Source organism: Paenibacillus sp. FSL R5-0517, from assembly GCF_037974355.1.
Lineage (GTDB): Bacteria > Bacillota > Bacilli > Paenibacillales > Paenibacillaceae > Paenibacillus.
In genome coordinates, this window is sequence record NZ_CP150235.1 from 3,347,009 (window position 1) to 3,365,079 (window position 18,071).

Annotated in this window: 15 protein-coding genes; 9 read left to right on the forward strand and 6 right to left on the reverse strand. The window is 44.5% G+C overall.

Going from position 1 to position 18,071, the window contains the following annotated elements:
* Positions 1-153 precede the first annotated feature (153 nt).
* The 4 genes from MKX40_RS14930 to cydC are packed head-to-tail and all read left to right on the forward strand — an operon-like array spanning position 154 to position 6,096.
* Positions 154-1,518, forward strand: coding sequence for a cytochrome ubiquinol oxidase subunit I (locus MKX40_RS14930; RefSeq protein WP_339242739.1), 1,365 nt, complete (start codon positions 154-156; stop codon positions 1,516-1,518).
* Complete coding sequence (locus MKX40_RS14935) at positions 1,518-2,531, forward strand: cytochrome d ubiquinol oxidase subunit II (RefSeq protein ID WP_339242741.1); 1,014 nt, start codon at positions 1,518-1,520, stop codon at positions 2,529-2,531. Before MKX40_RS14930 ends, MKX40_RS14935 begins: the two co-directional genes overlap by 1 nt.
* A 53-nt stretch (positions 2,532-2,584) precedes the next feature.
* Positions 2,585-4,372, forward strand: coding sequence for a thiol reductant ABC exporter subunit CydD (gene cydD / locus MKX40_RS14940; RefSeq protein WP_339243077.1), 1,788 nt, complete (start codon positions 2,585-2,587; stop codon positions 4,370-4,372).
* Positions 4,369-6,096 carry a thiol reductant ABC exporter subunit CydC gene (gene cydC, locus MKX40_RS14945; RefSeq protein ID WP_339242742.1) on the forward strand — a complete coding sequence of 576 codons (1,728 nt, stop codon included), beginning with the start codon at positions 4,369-4,371 and terminating at the stop codon, positions 6,094-6,096. The genes cydD and cydC overlap by 4 nt, the downstream gene beginning before the upstream one ends.
* Positions 6,097-6,287: 191 nt before the next feature.
* On the opposite strand, the gene MKX40_RS14950 is transcribed toward cydC, so the two are convergent.
* Entirely contained in the window at positions 6,288-6,563 is a 276-nt protein-coding gene (locus tag MKX40_RS14950) for a hypothetical protein (protein WP_339242743.1), read from the reverse strand.
* A 187-nt stretch (positions 6,564-6,750) separates the two neighbouring features.
* Between MKX40_RS14950 and MKX40_RS14955 the strand changes: the two genes are divergently transcribed.
* Positions 6,751-8,367, forward strand: coding sequence for a helix-turn-helix domain-containing protein (locus MKX40_RS14955; protein ID WP_339242745.1), 1,617 nt, complete (start codon positions 6,751-6,753; stop codon positions 8,365-8,367).
* Between the two features lie 28 nt (positions 8,368-8,395).
* On the forward strand, positions 8,396-10,141 hold the full coding sequence (locus tag MKX40_RS14960; RefSeq protein WP_339242747.1) for a sensor histidine kinase: 1,746 nt from the start codon (positions 8,396-8,398) through the stop codon (positions 10,139-10,141).
* A gap of 39 nt (positions 10,142-10,180) precedes the next feature.
* On the opposite strand, the gene MKX40_RS14965 is transcribed toward MKX40_RS14960, so the two are convergent.
* The 4 genes from MKX40_RS14965 to MKX40_RS14980 form a co-directional block, all read right to left on the reverse strand.
* The gene (locus MKX40_RS14965) at positions 10,181-11,071 is read right to left on the reverse strand and encodes a carbohydrate ABC transporter permease (RefSeq protein ID WP_339242749.1); all 891 of its coding nucleotides are present in this window, start codon (positions 11,069-11,071) and stop codon (positions 10,181-10,183) included.
* Positions 11,072-11,092: 21 nt separating this feature from the next.
* Entirely contained in the window at positions 11,093-11,983 is an 891-nt protein-coding gene (locus MKX40_RS14970) for an ABC transporter permease subunit (RefSeq protein ID WP_339242751.1), read from the reverse strand.
* 87 nt (positions 11,984-12,070) lie between these two features.
* Entirely contained in the window at positions 12,071-13,675 is a 1,605-nt protein-coding gene (locus MKX40_RS14975) for a hypothetical protein (RefSeq protein WP_339242752.1), read from the reverse strand.
* Between the two features lie 186 nt (positions 13,676-13,861).
* A complete protein-coding gene (locus MKX40_RS14980) occupies positions 13,862-14,872 on the reverse strand; it encodes an alpha/beta fold hydrolase (protein WP_339242754.1) in 1,011 nt (336 codons plus the stop codon).
* A 125-nt stretch (positions 14,873-14,997) separates the two neighbouring features.
* On the opposite strand from MKX40_RS14980, the gene MKX40_RS14985 reads away from it, so the two are divergent.
* Both MKX40_RS14985 and MKX40_RS14990 read left to right on the forward strand, forming a co-directional pair.
* Positions 14,998-15,882 (forward strand): LysR family transcriptional regulator, encoded by an 885-nt coding sequence (locus tag MKX40_RS14985; RefSeq protein ID WP_339242756.1) that lies wholly within the window; start codon positions 14,998-15,000, stop codon positions 15,880-15,882.
* A 66-nt stretch (positions 15,883-15,948) separates the two neighbouring features.
* Positions 15,949-16,413 carry an NUDIX domain-containing protein gene (locus MKX40_RS14990; RefSeq protein ID WP_339242757.1) on the forward strand — a complete coding sequence of 155 codons (465 nt, stop codon included), beginning with the start codon at positions 15,949-15,951 and terminating at the stop codon, positions 16,411-16,413.
* Between the two features lie 208 nt (positions 16,414-16,621).
* On the opposite strand, the gene MKX40_RS14995 is transcribed toward MKX40_RS14990, so the two are convergent.
* Positions 16,622-16,969 (reverse strand): helix-turn-helix domain-containing protein, encoded by a 348-nt coding sequence (locus MKX40_RS14995; protein ID WP_339242759.1) that lies wholly within the window; start codon positions 16,967-16,969, stop codon positions 16,622-16,624.
* A 130-nt stretch (positions 16,970-17,099) separates the two neighbouring features.
* Between MKX40_RS14995 and MKX40_RS15000 the strand changes: the two genes are divergently transcribed.
* Complete coding sequence (locus MKX40_RS15000; protein ID WP_339242760.1) at positions 17,100-18,014, forward strand: DsbA family protein; 915 nt, start codon at positions 17,100-17,102, stop codon at positions 18,012-18,014.
* Positions 18,015-18,071 lie beyond the last annotated feature (57 nt).

Here is an 18,071-nt window from a genome sequence, read left to right on the forward strand (position 1 = left end):
CGTACTTTGTGAAAATTTTCTCTTATCCTAAACACACGAATTAGAGGAACGTCCTAATCTGATATTAAATGCAACCAGTGAGTAGCAGACCTGATCATAAGCAAATATTTTTCACTAAAAATCAACAGATTTTGAAAGGAGGCAACATAAAGAATGGCTATTGATACGGTGTTATGGAGCAGACTGGTGACTGGTTTGACACTCGGATTCCACGTTATTTTTGCAACGCTTGGTGTTGGTGTACCTTTGATGATTGCAATTGCAGAGTTCATCGGTATTCGGAAGAAGGATCACCATTACATACTTATGGCAAAGAGGTGGTCCAGAGGATTTGTCATATCTGTGGCGGTTGGTGTGGTGACAGGTACAGCGATATCGCTGCAATTGGCCCTGGTGTGGCCGAATTTTATGAAATTGGCCGGGAATGTTATTGCACTGCCACTATTTATGGAAGTATTCGCGTTCTTTTTTGAAGCGATCTTCTTGGGCATTTATTTGTACACGTGGGATCGGTTCAAAAATCCTTATATCCACTGGTTGCTGACTATACCGGTTGTTGCCGGGGCAGGGATGTCTGCTGTTTTTATCACGACAGTAAATGGATTCATGAACCAGCCTGAAGGCTTTGTCATGGAAGCAGGTCAATTCTTGGCAGTGAATCCTGTACAAGCAATGCTGAATGCGGCGACGTTCTCCAAAGTATTTCATGTATTAAGCTCTGCTTATCTGACAGGAGCTGCTCTGTTAGCAGGAATTGCAGCCTTGGCGATGCTGAGAAAAGGGGTGTCAGCCTACCACAAAAAGGGCCTGAACCTCATGATGGCCGTTGTTCTGGTCTTCAGCTTATTAAACTCCTTAGCCGGAGATGTATCTGCCAAGTTTTTGGCTGAGCATCAACCGGAGAAGCTCGCGGCTGCCGAGTGGCATTTCGAGACGGAAAGCGGCGCGGATCTGATCTTATTAGGATGGCTGAATGCTGAGCATGAAATCATAGGTGCTCTCCATTTGCCGAAAGTGCTCAGCTTTCTTGCCTTTGGAGACTTTAACGCCGAGGTAACCGGGCTGAATGAATTTCCACCCGATGAGCATCCGCCGTTACTTGTGCATTACTTGTTTGATCTGATGGCTGGAATCGGTTTCGCACTGCTTGCGATCTCATCTCTGTATTTCCTGTTTGTGTTCTGGAAGAAACGCAACCAGTTTAACAAGTGGATGCTACGCATGGTTGCACTCAGTGCACCGCTTGCATTTCTGGCCGTTGAGATGGGCTGGTTCTATGCAGAGATCGGGCGGCAGCCCTGGATCATCCGAGGTTATATGCGCGTAGAAGAGGCCGCCACTTCGTCACCGAGTGTACGAATTTTATTTTTCGTCTTCTTGCTTCTGTACATCGTGCTTGGCGTCATCTGTGTTCTCGTGCTGAGACGTTTGTTCAATAACAATCCTGCTGAGCTTGAGATGGAGAAATGGTTGAAAGAGAAGCGTGATCAATCAGCCAAGGGAGGGGAGCAGGCCTGATGAGTTATGAATTAATTGGTATATCGGTACTCTGGCTGTTCTTGTATGGCTATCTTATTGTAGCTTCTATTGATTTTGGAGCAGGTTTTTTCGCCTTTTATGCACGCCTGACCAAGCAGGATCATCTGATTAATCGGCTGATTTCCCGGTATCTATCACCGGTGTGGGAGATCACCAACGTATTTTTTGTCTTTTTCTATATTGGCATCGTCGGGTTTTTCCCGGATACCGCTTATTATTATGGCTCCGCGCTGCTTGTCCCGGGAAGTATTGCCGTCATTCTGCTTGCTATTCGGGGGTCGTTTTATGCTTTTGAGAATTACGGTTCCAAAAATAACATTATATATTTGTTCTTATACGGAGCTACGGGTTTGCTTATCCCGGCGTCGTTGTCAGTGGCACTAACATTGTCTGAAGGTGGCTTTATTCTAAAGCAAGGCGAGACGGTTTCCCTTGATTACTGGGCACTATTTACGAATCCATTATCGTGGAGCATCGTTGGACTCGCCATCGTATCCGTATTGTTCATTAGCGGATCATTTCTTACATTTTACGCTTCTCGGGCAGAGGATCATTCGGCATTAAAACTGATGCGTAACTATGCTTTGTTCTGGAGTACACCGACCATCATTCTCGCGTTGACTGCATTTATATATTTGGGTCAACACAATGAGCGTCATTTCCAAAACATGATGGATTTATGGTGGTTGCTGGCGCTTTCCGTTGCATTTTTCATGATTGCCATGTGGCTGTTATATAACGGTCGCCGTTACGGATTAGCTTTTATTTTCATTATGCTGCAATTTTTCACAGCCTTTTTCGCTTACGGCATTGGGCAGTATCCTTATATTCTTGATCCATATATCACGATTCAGAGCAGTGCCACACCGCCAGCAATGGGTTTTGCGCTAGTGGTTGTGTTTATCGGTGGGCTGTGCCTGTTAATTCCTTCTCTTATTCTGGTCTTCAAACTGTTCTTGTTTGATGCGGATTATGTCAAAGGGAAAAAATAAAGGAGGAGCGTTCTGTGAAGAGAAGAGCCAAATCCAATCTGATCTCGCAGCAAATGTCGTTACAACGAACAAACAGGCTGCTCCTTGCGATCATTTCGCTGGCGCTTGGTGTGACTATTATAAGTCAGGCGGCATTGGTGGCTGAAGCAGTCCAACGGATTTTTGTAGAGAAAGCTTCCTTCTCATCGGTGATGCTGCTGCTTGGGCTATTGCTGGCAGTAATGGCTGTGCGCACACTGTTGACGTACGGCAACGGGAAAGTGGGATTGCATATGGCAGCACGTGCCAAGACAAATATGCGAGCTTCTGTGTTGCAGAACCTTACCCGCGCTTCCATGCCTTCAACCCTTCGTGGACAGACGGGAGGAAAGGTCAGCGTTGCTCTGGATGCTGTGGATGAAGCTGACAGCTATTTCAGTCAGTACATGCCGCGTATGATGGAAGCTGCAATGATTCCGATACTGATTCTGATCGTTACGTTTACCCAGCACGCCAACACAGGCTACATTATGCTGTTTACAGCTCCGTTTATCCCGCTGTTCATGATTTTGGTGGGACTCAAGACAAAGAACAAATCCGAAGAGAAATACGCGCAGCTGGCCGAGTTTTCAGGTACATTTCTGGATTCGCTTCAAGGGCTGGTTACGTTGAAAATATTCGGACGGGCTAAACGTCAGCAGCAGGAGATTGAACGCAGCAGTCTGGGTTATCGGGATGCCACGATGGGCATTTTGAAGATTGCCTTTACAAATACGTTTATGCTGGAATCGATCGTAATGTTAAGCATCGGTATCGTTGCGCTCGAACTGGCTATACAGTTACTCGTGTTCAAATCGATGAGCTTCCACACGGCCTTTCTTGTGTTGTTGCTCGTCCCTGAGTTTTACAGTCTATTGAAGAATACAGGAACGGCTTTTCACAGCGGGCGAACCAGTATGGGGGCCATTCGTAAGGTGGAAGAGATGCTTGAGGAGACGAGTGGCGCAAGTAAGCCTACCATAGATGAGAAAGCCGAGAAGGATACACATATCGGTGATACAAACGATTTAAGGGTGCAGCAGGACAAGTTACGCACAAGTCGTGCCGAGTTGACTCTGATGCCACCAACCATTGAACTGGACCACGTTCGTTTCCGGTACACACCGGATTCCTTTGGACTTGAGACAGGACAGCTCTCGATTGGACCGGGAGAACAGATTGCCATTGTAGGCAAAAGCGGCTCCGGTAAAACAACGCTGTTGCATCTCATTGCCGGTTTGTTGAAACCAGATTCGGGAGCGGTTCTGGTTAACGGAATGGAGCTTTCGCAACATGATGAAACTGCATGGTTTGAGCAAGTTAGCTACATTACACAGCATCCGTATATTTTTGCAGGTACCTTTGCTGAAAATATAGTGATTGGAGCAGGTCGAAACGTCTCCAGAGCTGAAATAGAGCAGGCGGCAGAGGAAGCAGGACTTGCTGGCGTTGTCGCTCAGTTGGAGCAGGGATTGGATACGTTTGTTGGTGAGGGTGGTCGGGGGTTATCTGGTGGGGAAAAGCAGCGACTTGCCTTGGCACGAGCTTTTCTGAAGAAACCAGCCGTTATTTTGTTCGATGAACCCACAGTAGGACTGGATCTTCACACCGAACGGGTACTGCAACAGTCCATTGCGTCATTAGCCAAAACAGCGACGATGATTACGGTGGCACACCGTTTATATACGATTCAACATGCAGACAACATTTTGTTTATGGATAATGGGGTGTTGGTGGATTCAGGACATCATGAAGCGCTTCTGGTGCGCCTGCCTCAATATGCGGAGATGGTGGATGTACAACGGAAAGGAGGGTTAGCATGAATGAGCTGACGATTCTGTCAAAAGCGATGATTCAGGAGCGCAAGGATATCTTGCTTTCCATTTTGGGCGGATTTATCGCTGGCATAGCAGGGGTAGCGCTCTTTTCCGCGAGTGGATACATGATTTCGCAAACGGTATTTGCGCCACCGCTATACACCTTAATCGTACTTACCTCGATGGTCAAACTGCTCGGTTTCCTTCGGGCGGCGAGTCGTTACGCAGAACGCTTGTATTCTCATAGGGCGACGTTCTCCATGCTCAGCCGTTTGCGGACATCCTTTTTTGCCAAACTGATCCCGGTGACACCGGGTATCATGAACAAAAACCGAAGCGGAGATCTGCTTGCGCGGATCGTGGGTGATGTGGAAAGCTTGCAAAATTACTTTTTGCGTGTCGCCTATCCACCGATCATTGTTGTCATGGTGTTTTTGGCTACCATGCTGTTCACTTCGGCTTTTTCAATCTGGATTGCGTGTTTGCTGGTACTTGGCATGCTGATCACGGCTTTTGTTGTACCTGGCATTGTTTTGTTGGGACAGCGAAAAATCCACGGACGTGTCCGCCAGCAACGGGCTTTGCTGTCCACGGAAGTGACCGAAGTGTTGTATGGTTTCCGGGATCTGAAAGTATACGGCCAATTGGAACAGCGCGAGCAGCAGCTTCAGCAGGCTTCCGCTACATTGGCAACAGAACAGAAACAAGCCGCTTCGCACTTGCTACGAGGGCAATCCATGCACGTTTTTGTGACGTATCTCGTGACATGGGGTGTGCTTGCCCTGAGCGCTTTCTTGATTATGAACGGAGTGTTCGCTGGTGTATTCCTCGCCATGCTGATCCTGGCTACTCAGACTGTGTTCGAAGAAGCTGCGGGAATGGCTGTATTACCTCTATATAAACAGGACAGCGAACATGCAGCTCAGCGACTGACGGAAACTGTGCCAACCTCCGATGTACATCCTGCACAGCCAAGGGGTGAATTGTCAGGCGATCATGCAGTTTCAATCGAGTTAACTCATGTTAACTTCCAATATGAAGGAGAATGGAGACCGGCGCTGAGGGAGCTATCCCTGCAGCTTACAGCAGGCTCCAAAACTGCGATTGTCGGGCCGAGCGGGTCAGGTAAGTCAACGATTATTGATCTGCTACTCAAGCTGCGTACACCAACGTCTGGTGATATATGGTTAAACGATATTCCGGTGCAGGAATTGAATGAAGAGAGTATTTGGCAAAGGGCAAATGTTGTGTTGCAGCAAAGTCATTTCTTCCGAGGAACCATTCGGGATAACCTGCTGCTGAATGGAGAAGAACATTCGGATGAAAAACTAATGGCTGTTCTGGACAAAGTACAACTGCCGAATAAGTCGTTGAACGACATGGTGTATGAAAAAGGGGAGAATCTGTCGGATGGCGAGAAGCAGCGGCTAGCTCTGGCACGCGCCATGTTGCGCAACGGAAGGTTATGGCTGCTGGACGAACCAACTTCTTCTCTGGATTACGTCACAGAGCAACGTGTATTACAGCATCTTTTGGCACAGGCGACCGAAGATACAGTTCTTCTGATCTGTCACCGGCTGACGGGATTAGAAGAGATGGATCGGATTGTCGTCATGGACCAAGGCAAGATTGTAGAATCGGGTTCTTTCTCCGAGTTAATGGATCAAAAAGGTTATTTTTATAAAATGAAGCAAATTGAACGACAAATGATTGGAGACGCCGGGGCGTGAAATTGTAAGAAGAGTCCTGTTCGTGGTGTCGATCGTGCTTATTCAAAGACTAAAGAACGTCACTGATGTTATCGTCAGTAGCCGTTCTTTAGTCTTTTTGTCTATTCATTAAAAGAACTGTAAGCTCCTAATATAACAAAAGGTTAGCGAGTTCAAACGGATAATGGATATTTCGCAATCTAAGTCATCCTTTACATCACAGCAGATGATTCAGACGCCTTATTCTTCTTCGCAAGCGGTTTCTTCCTTAATGTTCGATCATATAGATACGGCTTACCGTGATATTCCCATGCATTCTTTTGTTTTTGCTTTTTATGTATATCAACCTTAATCTCCAGATTGGCAACGTTGCTCTGGAATTCAGTCGCAATTCGTTTGCACCATTTCAGTCCACTTTCTTCTGATGCACTGAAGTGCACGCGTAACAGATATCCATTCACCGTCAATTCAAACTTATATAAATTCATGGTATGTATCCTTTCCAAGTAGAGATTATATACTGCACAAAATACGATAATCTGATTATAACACGAACGTACGTTCCGAAAAAGTGATATTTATGAAAACCATAATCCAAGAAGGTTCGTTAGACTCCTTCGCAGGAGTCCGTTTAATGGTAAAATATCTAAAAATGGTTCATGTTGGAGGATACGCATGTATAAACTGATGATCGTCGATGATGAATTGCTCATGCGGGTTGGAATTCGTTCTATGCTGAATTGGGAAGAGTACAATTTCCATGTTGTTGGTGAAGCTGGAAATGGTAAAGAGGCATTGAGCCTGGCACTTGAAGTAATACCGGACCTAATTATTACAGATATCAAGATGCCGGTTATGGATGGACTGCAGCTTATACAAGAGGCCTCCGGCTCACTAAAAACCTGTAAGTATGTCATCCTGAGTAATTTTGACGAATTTCATTATGTGAAAGAGGCACTGAAACTTGGCGCTACAGATTACTTGATTAAAAGCGAGATCACCGAATCCTCCCTTATTGAGCTCCTGAGCACGGTTGGACAGAAACTGCAAAGTGAACATGTTCATCCAACCAATTCACCCTCTATCGCGCAGGATTATTCTAAGAATCTAAGATATCTAAAGGATAGTTTTTTTCAAGATATTGTAAGCGGATTCATAAGTGGAGAGGACATCATCTCCAGAGCAGAAGAACTGCATTTTCGTATCCATTCGGACCAGCTGGTTGTCATCAAGTTCATCGTGAACTATTACGAGGACGCAAAGAGGAAATATGTTGAGAAGGGGGAAAAGCTACTCCGATTTTCAATTCTTAATATTATGGAAGAGATTATTCCCTCGAAGTGGGAGAAGGAGATTTTTGTTGAAAGTTCTTCTGACTATTGGGTGATCGTCAATGTACATCCTGAGAGCCAATCTGTACACACCGATATAAATAAACTATGTAACAAATTGCTGTCTTCCATCAAGGACTTTATGAATCTGTCCCTCACCGCAGGTGTAAGTACGATGGTTTCGGGCTTCCCTCACATTAAGAAGGCCTGCCAAGAGGCGGAAATGGCTCTACAACATGGGTTCTTCACAGGTAGCAACAAGGTATTGTATTACGAGTATATGGTCGAATCCCCAGATCGACAGGAAATTAAGGGGGCTTTAAGCCCGCAACAAGAACGAGATTTGTTGAAGTTATGGGTAAGCAAAGACAACAATAAAGCGAAAGAGTTCCTCGAAGGAATCCGATTCAATCTGGAGCAGCTACGAGCGGATGAGAATAGCATTCGCAAGCAATATATCATGGTATTGGAAGTGATACATTCCCATCTTTCCCGAGCTACGGAAAGAGGTACAGCTTCTTTAACAGAAAAATCGCCATATGAAATCGTTCTAAAGGGGGAGTATTGGGAGGATATTCACCAAGATATGCTTGCCCATATTGCGTATTACTTCCAAACCGATTCCCAAAACAAACAGGAAAGCACCTACACCGATCTGGCCACTGAATTGATCGACAAGTATTATGCTGAGGATATTTCCTTGCAAGGCATCGCAAGCCAAATCAGTGTTAATCCGTCGTATTTAAGCCGGGTGTTCAAGCAGGAACGAGGAGAGAACTTTATCACGTATTTGACCCGAGTTCGCATTGAACATGCTAAAACGTATCTATCGAGCAGAGGAATGAGAGTGTATGAAATCGCAGAAAAGGTAGGCTACCATAATTACACGTACTTCAGTAAGATTTTCAAAAAATCGGTAGGTGTCACCCCTGAGGAATATCGAGAGTTACAGCAGGGATGAATGTAATCGGTGAATAGAGGTGCAGCATATGAAGCATGTTCGGCCTTTCCGAATCAAGTACAAAATTATGGTGATCTGTATGACCGTCATTATCCTTCCGGTATTGGTGATGACGATCAATTCGTATTACTCCTCAGAGCGGTTATTGGCACAGAACTATACAACGCTGCTCAATGATCTAGCCAAACAGACGAATATTCGCATTGACGAGTTCCTCAAGGAGATTGAAAAAATTTCATTACTGGCTAGCAATGGCCTTAGTGACAATCTGTCTGCCACTCATGAAGGAAGTTTTCCAATCCAGGATTTCCTGCGAACGGGTGATGAACAGCATGAGATTGCCGCATACAACATTCTGATGAATTATATCATGATGAAAGATCGTGTATTCTCCATCTACCTCTACAATATGAACGGGGGACAGGACCTTTTTGTCAGTCCGCATCAACCCATTGATCCGAACTACAAAGTAGCGAATGAATTATGGTTTAAAAAGTTCATGCATGATAATGATCGAACCATTACCCTCACAACACGAATCGACGAGCAATTGGAGAATAAAATACTGGCAGTGTCACACGCTCGCAAAATTCATGATGTGTCTAGTGGAGAGCTGCTTGGTGTAATCGTTGTCAGTATTGATATCAAATTCATCGAGATTGTCAATCGAAATTTGCAGGAAGGGTTACGCTCCAGATTCATGATCGTTGATGAGGATGACAAAATCGTATATAACGTGAACGAACGATTAATTGGGACATTGTTCAGGGACAACGTGCGTCCACCTGAAACATTCAATGTCGTGGTGACCAGTCCCCTTAGTCAGCAAAAATGGACAACTTACTTATATATGCCTTTGGATGAGTTGACTGCGGATGGCAAAATATTGGGCCGTAATCTGGTGACGCTCGCCATGGTCATTGTTCTTTTTGCTGCCGTCATATCCATCTTTCTATCTCACGTGATCACAACGCCCATTAAAAAACTGCTACGGAATATCGCGTTAGTTGAGAAAGGTCAGTTTGAACAAGTTGAACCTATTGGCTCAAGAGACGAGATTGGACACTTATCCATTCGATTTAATAGAATGTCTCACGAGTTGAAGCGGTTGGTCGAACGGATACAGCAAGAAGAGATAGAAAAAGCCAAGGCCGAGATGCGTGCGCTCCATGACCAGATCAAGCCTCATTTTCTATATAATACCCTTGGGTCGGTGAAATGGATCGCCTCGATGCAACAAGCTGACAAAATCGTGGATATGACTGATGCCCTAATCTCGATGCTCCGCTATGCCACAAAATCCGATGGAACCCTCGTAACGATTCGTGAGGAACTCGATAATATAGCCAATTATGTAACGATCCAGAATGTCAGGTACTATGATTGTATTCAGATGAGATATGAGATTGAGGATAGAGTGTTGGATTATCGGATGCCCAAAATGATCCTGCAGCCCATTGTGGAGAATGCAATTTTTCATGGCCTGGCCGAGCTAGAGGAAGACGGAATCATCACCATTCGGATTCAACTGCGAATGGATGAAGTTGTCATTGAAATCTGCGATAATGGCGTGGGTATGGATCAACATACGATGCAGAACCTCATGGAAGAAAAGTCCGGTGCAGGTACAGGAACCAATGGAATTGGACTGCATAATGTGCAGCGACGAATTCAACTTCATTTTGGGAAACATTATGGAATACAGGTGGAGAGTATAGTAGGTGAAGGTACCAAGTTCTCCATTTTGCTGCCTGCCATTTCAGAGTTTAGATAGAACCAAAGGGCTTGCAGTATGAACTGCAAGCCCTTTGGTTTACCCCTTGACGCTGCCTAGCACCAAACCTTTGGTAAAGTATTTCTGTAGGAACGGATATACGAGTAAAATCGGAATGGCTCCCAAGAACATTTGAGCTGCGCGTCCCGTTCTGGCGTTCATCATGGATAATAGCTGCGTATAATCCGAGCCGGATTTCAGCATGATTTGCTCAAAACTTTGCAGAAGGGTCTGCAGGTAGCTTTGTAATGGATAATTGGCTGGATTGTTCATATAAATAATGCCATCGAACCACGAATTCCAGTGGGCAACGATACTGAACAAACCAACGGTTGCGAGAGCGGGCTTAAGAAGTGGGAGCAGAATCCGAAGCAATACCTGTACTGGACCAGCACCATCGATAATGGCTGATTCTTCAATCTCCTCGGGCAACCCTCTAATGAAATTCATGAGGATAATCATACTGAATACGGGGAGAGCCCCAGGCAGGATCAAAGACCATATGGAATCGATTAGTCCCATTTTGACAACCACGAGATAGGTTGGAATTAATCCTCCACTGAATAACATGGTTACAATGAAAAATCCCATATAGATGTTACGCCCCATTAATTTTTGTTTGGATTTGGAGAGGGGATAGGCCGTGAGTACGATCAGAACCAGATTCACCAATGTTCCGAGAACGGTTCGTTGGATGGCCACCCAGAGAGAGGAGAAAAATGACCCTCCCGTTAACGCAAATTCATAGGCTTTTGTCGTAAATTCCACAGGCCAGAATGTAACACTCCCCGCAGATACAGCTGCGCTGCTGCTGAATGAAACAGCCAACAGGTTAATAAATGGCAGGATACATAAGAGAGAAATTAGAAGCAATATAGTGTAGTTTAAGATAAGAAATACACGTCTGCTCATACTTTTATCATGGATCATAATGTGAGTTCCTCCTCCTTCTTAGAAGATACGATAGCCAGCCACTCTGTAAGCCAGAATGTACGATACAGCAACGAGAACACTGGAAATGATGGATTTGAATAACCCGACAGCTGTTCCGATCGAATATTGAGCCTGTTGAATTCCCAACCGATATACATAGGTATCAATAATATCACCGGTCTGATAGACAACAGGGGAGTAGAGATTATAGATCTGGTCAAAGCCGGCATTCAGTACATTTCCTAACGACAGCACAGTCATTAAGACAATCGTTGGCATGAGGAGAGGCAAGGTAATATAGATGGTTTGCTTCCAGCGTTTGGCGCCGTCAATTACTGCGGCCTCGTAGAGTCCTGGATCAATACTGGTCAGTGCTGCCAAATAAACAACCGTGCCAAAACCAAAGCCTTTCCATATGTCACTTACAATCATCGTCCAGGGAAATATAGAGGGGGTGCCAAGAAAAGAGATCGGTGCAATCCCGAACACGCCTAAAAAGGTATTGATAATACCGTCAGAGCTCAGTATGTCCAGCATGATGCCAGCCATAATGACCCAAGAGAGGAAATTTGGAATATATACAAGCGTTTGAAATGTACGTTTGATTCCGCTGTGAAGGACTTCGTTAAGGAGTAATGCGAAAATAACGGGCACGATTATCCCGCCGATAATCTTGAAGACAGACATGTACAGTGTATTCCAGATGGTTCTTACGAAGTTCGGCTGATTGAATACGTGCGTAAAATTATCCCATCCCACCCAAGGCGAGTTGAAGCCGAGTCCCGGATTGTATTTCTGAAACGCGATAATAAGTCCGTAGAAAGGAATGTAACTAAAGATGAAGACCAAGACCAGGCTTGGGATCAACATGAGATGGTAAGGACTCTGCTGTTTCCATTTTCTCAACATTCATATTCCTCCGTTCATCGTGCGGGAAATGTAATCGCTATCAAATAGAGGGGTGAGATCACCCTCATCCCCTCTTTATGAACGAGATTATTTTGCCCCGTATGCCTCATTGACTGCCTGGGTTGCATCATCGCCTCCGGCTGCACGCCAATTCTGGACAATCACATCGAAATAATCGATACTTTCACTTCCCATAATGATCTTGGTAAAGCCCTCTGTCAGGATATCATCCAAGGTTGTTCCATAGCTTGACAGGATCTCTGGTGTAACACCCCATAAGGCTGTCTTCGTATAGTTTTCGCTGTCGAGTACTTTTTTGGCTAGGCCATATGCATTTTTGGGAGCACCTTGTTGCAAATAATCACCGACTGCACCAGGGGTTGCGTTCTCCATGAATTCAACACTGTTATTATATTTTTGCCACATACCCGAAGTCGTGAGTCCACTGGTATCCTTGGATTCAAGGGCAGCCGACACCGCCTCGAATTGCTCGTAATCGGAATTGGGGTTAAGTACACGGAAGGCTCCAACAACATGGGCAATATCGTTATCCAGCAAGGCAGATAGCGTTTCTGTAGATTCCTTGCCATTGCCTTCATCCACGATATAAGCATAGTCGTTCAAAATCTGGATTACTTTCTCGGGGTTCTTGAATCCCTTCTTCATGACAATATAATTGTTGTTGGCGAAAAAGATGGATTGTGTGGCTTCCTTCCCATCAACGGTAGGGATGATATAAGGGTAGAAGATGGCGTCCTTACCCAGATTGGATACGGTATCGACACCCGGATTATAACCCCACCATTGGTAATAAGGCTGCATTCCCACTTTGCCGGCGACAATGTCCGCGTTCATCGCGTTGAAGTCTTTGATTGCAAATTCCGGATCAATAATGCCTCGCTTGTACCATTCCGACCACTCCGCCAGCGCATTCTTCATCTCAGGCTGTACAGATCCGTATACGAGTTTTCCACTGGCATCTTCCATCCACATATCCGGATGTGCATTCCATGCAATCGCGAGCAGGTTGAGGTAGTCCAACGATTGGTCTACTGCTATGCCGTAACCGCCGTGTTTTTCCATGAATTTCAGTGCAATATTCTTGATGTCTTCCACAGATTTTGGATCCTGGAGTCCCAATTCTTCTTTCCAGTCGTTCCGAATCCAGATGAAGTCTGGTTGTTCAATTAATCCCCAATGCATCTGCGGTATCCCGTACAGCTTGCCGTCCTTCTTTCCAGACTCGTAACTGTCCGCATCTGCTTCCATGTAACCTTTGAGACGATCCGAAGCGTGTTGATCAAATACTTCGGAGAGGTCCATGACCATATCTGCTTCGACCAGCTGTCTCAGTTGTGATGGATTAACTCTGAATACGTCAGGAAGATCGTTCGATGCGATAGCCAAATTCAATTTGGTATCATATTCATCGCTGACCCAGTCTGTTTTGACATCGATATTAAACTTCTCTTTGTATCGCTTAATCCACACATTGTTGGTGATATCATCGCCCTTTGGATATTTGGCAGAAGAGTATTCTGACGTTACGGTGTGAATGGTTGTCGTTCCACCCTCGTTGGAATCCGGGTTCGTCGTTGGATCTTTCTCGGCACCGCTTCCACTGCTACAGGCAGCAAGTAATAAGGTTGACATGCACACAGACAAGAGTAAAGCTTTCGTTTTCTTGTTCATTTCTTTTCCCCCTTATCAGTCATATTTCAATAATGCTTTCTTGAAAATATTCTAAACGAGAAAGGGGAAAGGGGATATAAAGGTTATTGACGAGAACCCATACGTTTTTTTACTTTTGAGTTGTAGCGAAGAAAAGCTAAATAAGCGTAGTGCACTTTTTTTACTCTATACGCCTTCTTTTTTTACTCATGTCTCCAAAAATTGCTTTAGATGACGATCGATAAGGAGTGAATCCACTTCGTTAGCTCCAATCCCGAAGCAGTGTCCCCACTTGGACTCAATGGGCTGAAAAACAGCATTCGGCATATGTTGAACATCATACGCACTGTCTTCTGGTGTAAAAAACAAGTCACTGGACCCAGGCATAACGAGGGCAGGAGAGGTGATCTTACGCAGTGCCTGTTCAAAGTTGCGATCATCTGTGGGATTATCACTAATGTCTCCATATATTCCTGTACGAAGCATGGTGATTAAGTCGTTAGCATCAAAGGATAGAAACACCTGGTCCCAATAATCTTCAACATAAGACTTCAAGGTATCGTAACCTTCAGATTGATGCAATTTCTCCAAATAATACGCCTGCGAAAACCCCCATGGAGCATAAACTCTCCCCATTGCAGCGAGACCAGCAACCGGAGGGAGCTCATATCTGCCATTTTTAAAATTGGAATCTGCCTGTAACGCTGCGATCATTGCTTCGAATACCAACTGTGTATGGGGTCTGCTTTTTGCTGTTCCGCCAAAGGGGGCAATTCGTTCGACCATCTCCGGATAACTCGTGCCCCACTGAAACACCTGCATGGCTCCCAGAGACCAGCCCACAACGAGTTTAATTTTGGAGATACCGAATTTCTCAGTGATAAGTTGATGTTGGGCACGCACATTGTCATACATGGAGATGAGAGGAAAGTTCTCTCTATCCAATGGGGCAGGGGTATTGCTCGGAGACGACGATAATCCGTTACCCAACATATTGGGCACAACGATAAAATACCGACTGGGGTCCAGTGCCTTGTCCACTCCAATTAACCATTCATTATCTGTGTGAAGTCCAGCAAACCATGTTGGAACGACAATAACATTGTCCTTTTCCGGATTTAAGGTTCCATAAGTCTTGTATGCAATAAAAGCATGAGGGAGCTGTTGTCCCGATTGAAGTAATGTATTGCCAAGGTGATATGTTTCATAATCGTTCATGGATGGATTCTCCTTATAAAAGTAGTGATAACTTGATTTCACTCTACAATACGTCTATCATCAATTCAACGAAACGTTGTTGAATATAACATTCATTTATTTTGAACAAAGGAGGTTTTGAATTCATGGAAATACGACAGCTAAAAACCTTTTGGACCCTTGCATCGACTTGCAGCTTTCATCAAACTGCTGAATTATTGAGTTATGTCCCGTCTACCATAACCATGCAAATCAAATCTCTGGAAGAAGAGTTGGGCGTGAAATTGCTGGATCGATTAGGTAAAAAGGTTGTATTAACAGATGCTGGGCAGCAATTCCTGCCGTACGCCACTAAAATCTTAAACGATGTAGAGGAAGCGAAGTGCATATCTAGTCAACACGGGGAATTGGCGGGAACGGTAGTTATTGGAGCGGACGAAGTGCTGTGTGCTTATCTTCTTCCAGCCTTGTTCAAACGTTTCCGAGCGGACTATCCTGGTGTGCGGTTATTGTTCCGCCCGTTGTCTGGTCAAGAGCTTAAATCAAGTCTGAGGGAAGGGCATACGGATGTCGTTTTTGTATTGGATGAGCACGTGGGTGCCAAAGATCTTCACTCCGCGTTTTTGAAGAACGAGACCTTTCAAATGGTGGTTTCACCCGATCATATGTTAGCATCGCGTTCCGCGTTAGTTATCGATGACTTTCGCAAACAGCATTTTTTGCTGACCGAAAAGAACTGTTCTTATCGTGCTTATTTTGAACAATCTCTGCTGAAGAAAGGCGCAGATGTGCTGACAGAGCTGGAGTTTCATAGTGTAGAAGCCATTAAACAATGCGCAGTGGCAGGTCTCGGGATCGCTTTATTGCCTGAAATGGCTTTGAAACAAGAGTTAAGCAAAGGGGAACTGGTTGCATTGCCTTGGGATTTAACAGATATATCGTTTTCTGCACAAATGCTTTGGCATCGAGAAAAATGGATATCTCCATCCATCGCTGCTTTCATCCAGGTCGCCAAGCGTGAGCTAAGTTGATTGTTCAGAATTTGTTTAGATGTATGTGTTAAAATATTCTTCACAGACATATATGGGGGATTAACAATGGAAAGAAAGATTCGAAATTCTGCAAAAGCATTGATCATCAACGATGGAAGGATGCTTGCAATGAAGCAGGATGATCATGATGAAGTGATCTATATCCTGCCGGGCGGGAGCCAGAATGCAGGGGAGACATTGACCGACGCTGTGAAGCGTGAAGTCGGAGAAGAAATCAGAGTAGAGGTAGAACCGTTATCATTGGAATTCGTTATTGAAGGGGTATACGGTGAAGCTCTTCATCGTGTAGATTTTGTTTTTTTGTGCGAGTACATAGGTTTGATGGACACAGATAGTTCTATTCTGCCAAGTGACGAAAATCAAGTGGAATATGAATGGCTCGAAATTAAAAATATAAACGAACTACCTTTATTTCCTTCAAAATTACGAAAGCAGATTCTTAGATTGGTTGGGGGAGAACCCACGGTTATGTATTTAGGAAATGAGGAAGATGAGGAACTGTATGGTTAGTCGTGTCTAACACATCGAAGCCGAGAATGAATATGAAGTGATGCATAAACAAGCGGAAGTCTTTTATTTATATAAGGAAAGGCTATTTCTAAGGACGTGATGGTCCAGTGAGATAGCCTTTTTTGCCGTTGAACAAAGTGTACTGATCAATTCGAAAATGCCCCTAGACTAAGGGGTTACATAAGGCAAGGCCCACCAAAGTGAGGTGTTACATATCTTGTTCTTTCACACCTGCTGTCATATGTTTCTGACCCCACATGACCATGGATTCAATTAAAGGAACCAATTCCTTGCCTGATTCGGTGAGTGAATATTCCACTCTCGGTGGTATCTCGTTATATTGCTCCCGATGCACGATACCGGAATGAATCAAATCCTTCAAACAGTTCGTTAGCATCGTTCCGGTAATGCCAGGTAATCTTCTTTTTAATTCATTGTAACGTATACAGTCATTTTCACTGAGGATTGCCAGGATCGGAAGATTCCACTTGCCTCCAATGACCTGAAATGCATAAGTCGCTGGACATAACTGATCGAAATTAAACTCGTATTTCACTTGATACCCTCCAATAGTATACTTTTTGATACTAAGTCAGAAAAAGAATCGTACTTGTTCAGAAGATTGTAGACATTATAATCAAACTAACACAAGGAAATCAATTCATAAAGTTAAAGGCGGGATACATGTGAGTAACGAATCTATGATGTGTGATCTGGAAACCGGCATATGTGGTGTGAGCGAAGAAGAGGCTATGCAAGAAATTAATCTGAATCACGTTGGGAAAAAGGTAACCATTTATTACGCAACAGATCCGATTTGCTCTCACTGCTGGGCGCTAGAGCCGGTGCTTCATCGGTTTGTTGAGGAATACGGTCATTATTTTACGTTGGAAATCAAAATGGGTGGGCTACTGGCTAACTGGAACGGTTTCTCGGATGGCGCTAACGGAATTCAGAAACCTTCAGACGTTGCAGGGCATTGGAGGGAAGTGGGGGAACATTCACGTATGCCCATTGATGGTTCCCTTTGGCACGATAATCCAATACTTTCTTCCTATCCGCCATCTCGCGTATTTAAGGTCATTCAGAGTACACACCTTGGTAAAGAGCATGAATTTTTAAGACGTGCGCGTGAAGCCGTGTTTGCATTTAATCAAAATATTGGAGAAGATGATGTGCTGACGGATATCGTCAATCAACTGGGTTTGAATGGAAAAGAAGTGGTTGAGGCGGCTGCACAGCAATCTGCACAAGATTTATTAGAGGAAGACTTTGAGCGTGTCGCCAGTTTGGGAGTTAGAGGTTTCCCATCCATTATCATTGTAAATGAAGAGAACCAAGGGATGAAAATTGTCGGAGCACGTTCTCTTGAAACATATGTGCAAGCACTTCAGCAGGTGCTCGGAGCTGATCTGCAACCCAAACAGATTACCTCCTTGGAGCAGAAATTGAAGGAGGGACACCTTCTTTTTTCTAAAGAAGTAGAGGTCATGTACGATATCCAAAAGAGTGACATTGCATCCTATGTGAAATCTGAATTGGCAGAGCACACCTATCATGTGGGTCATATTTTGAATGAGATGTATATTAAGCATATCTGAGAAAAAACAAGAAATCTGTAGCAGCACATTATCCTTAACAGAATCTTCCTGCTTCGG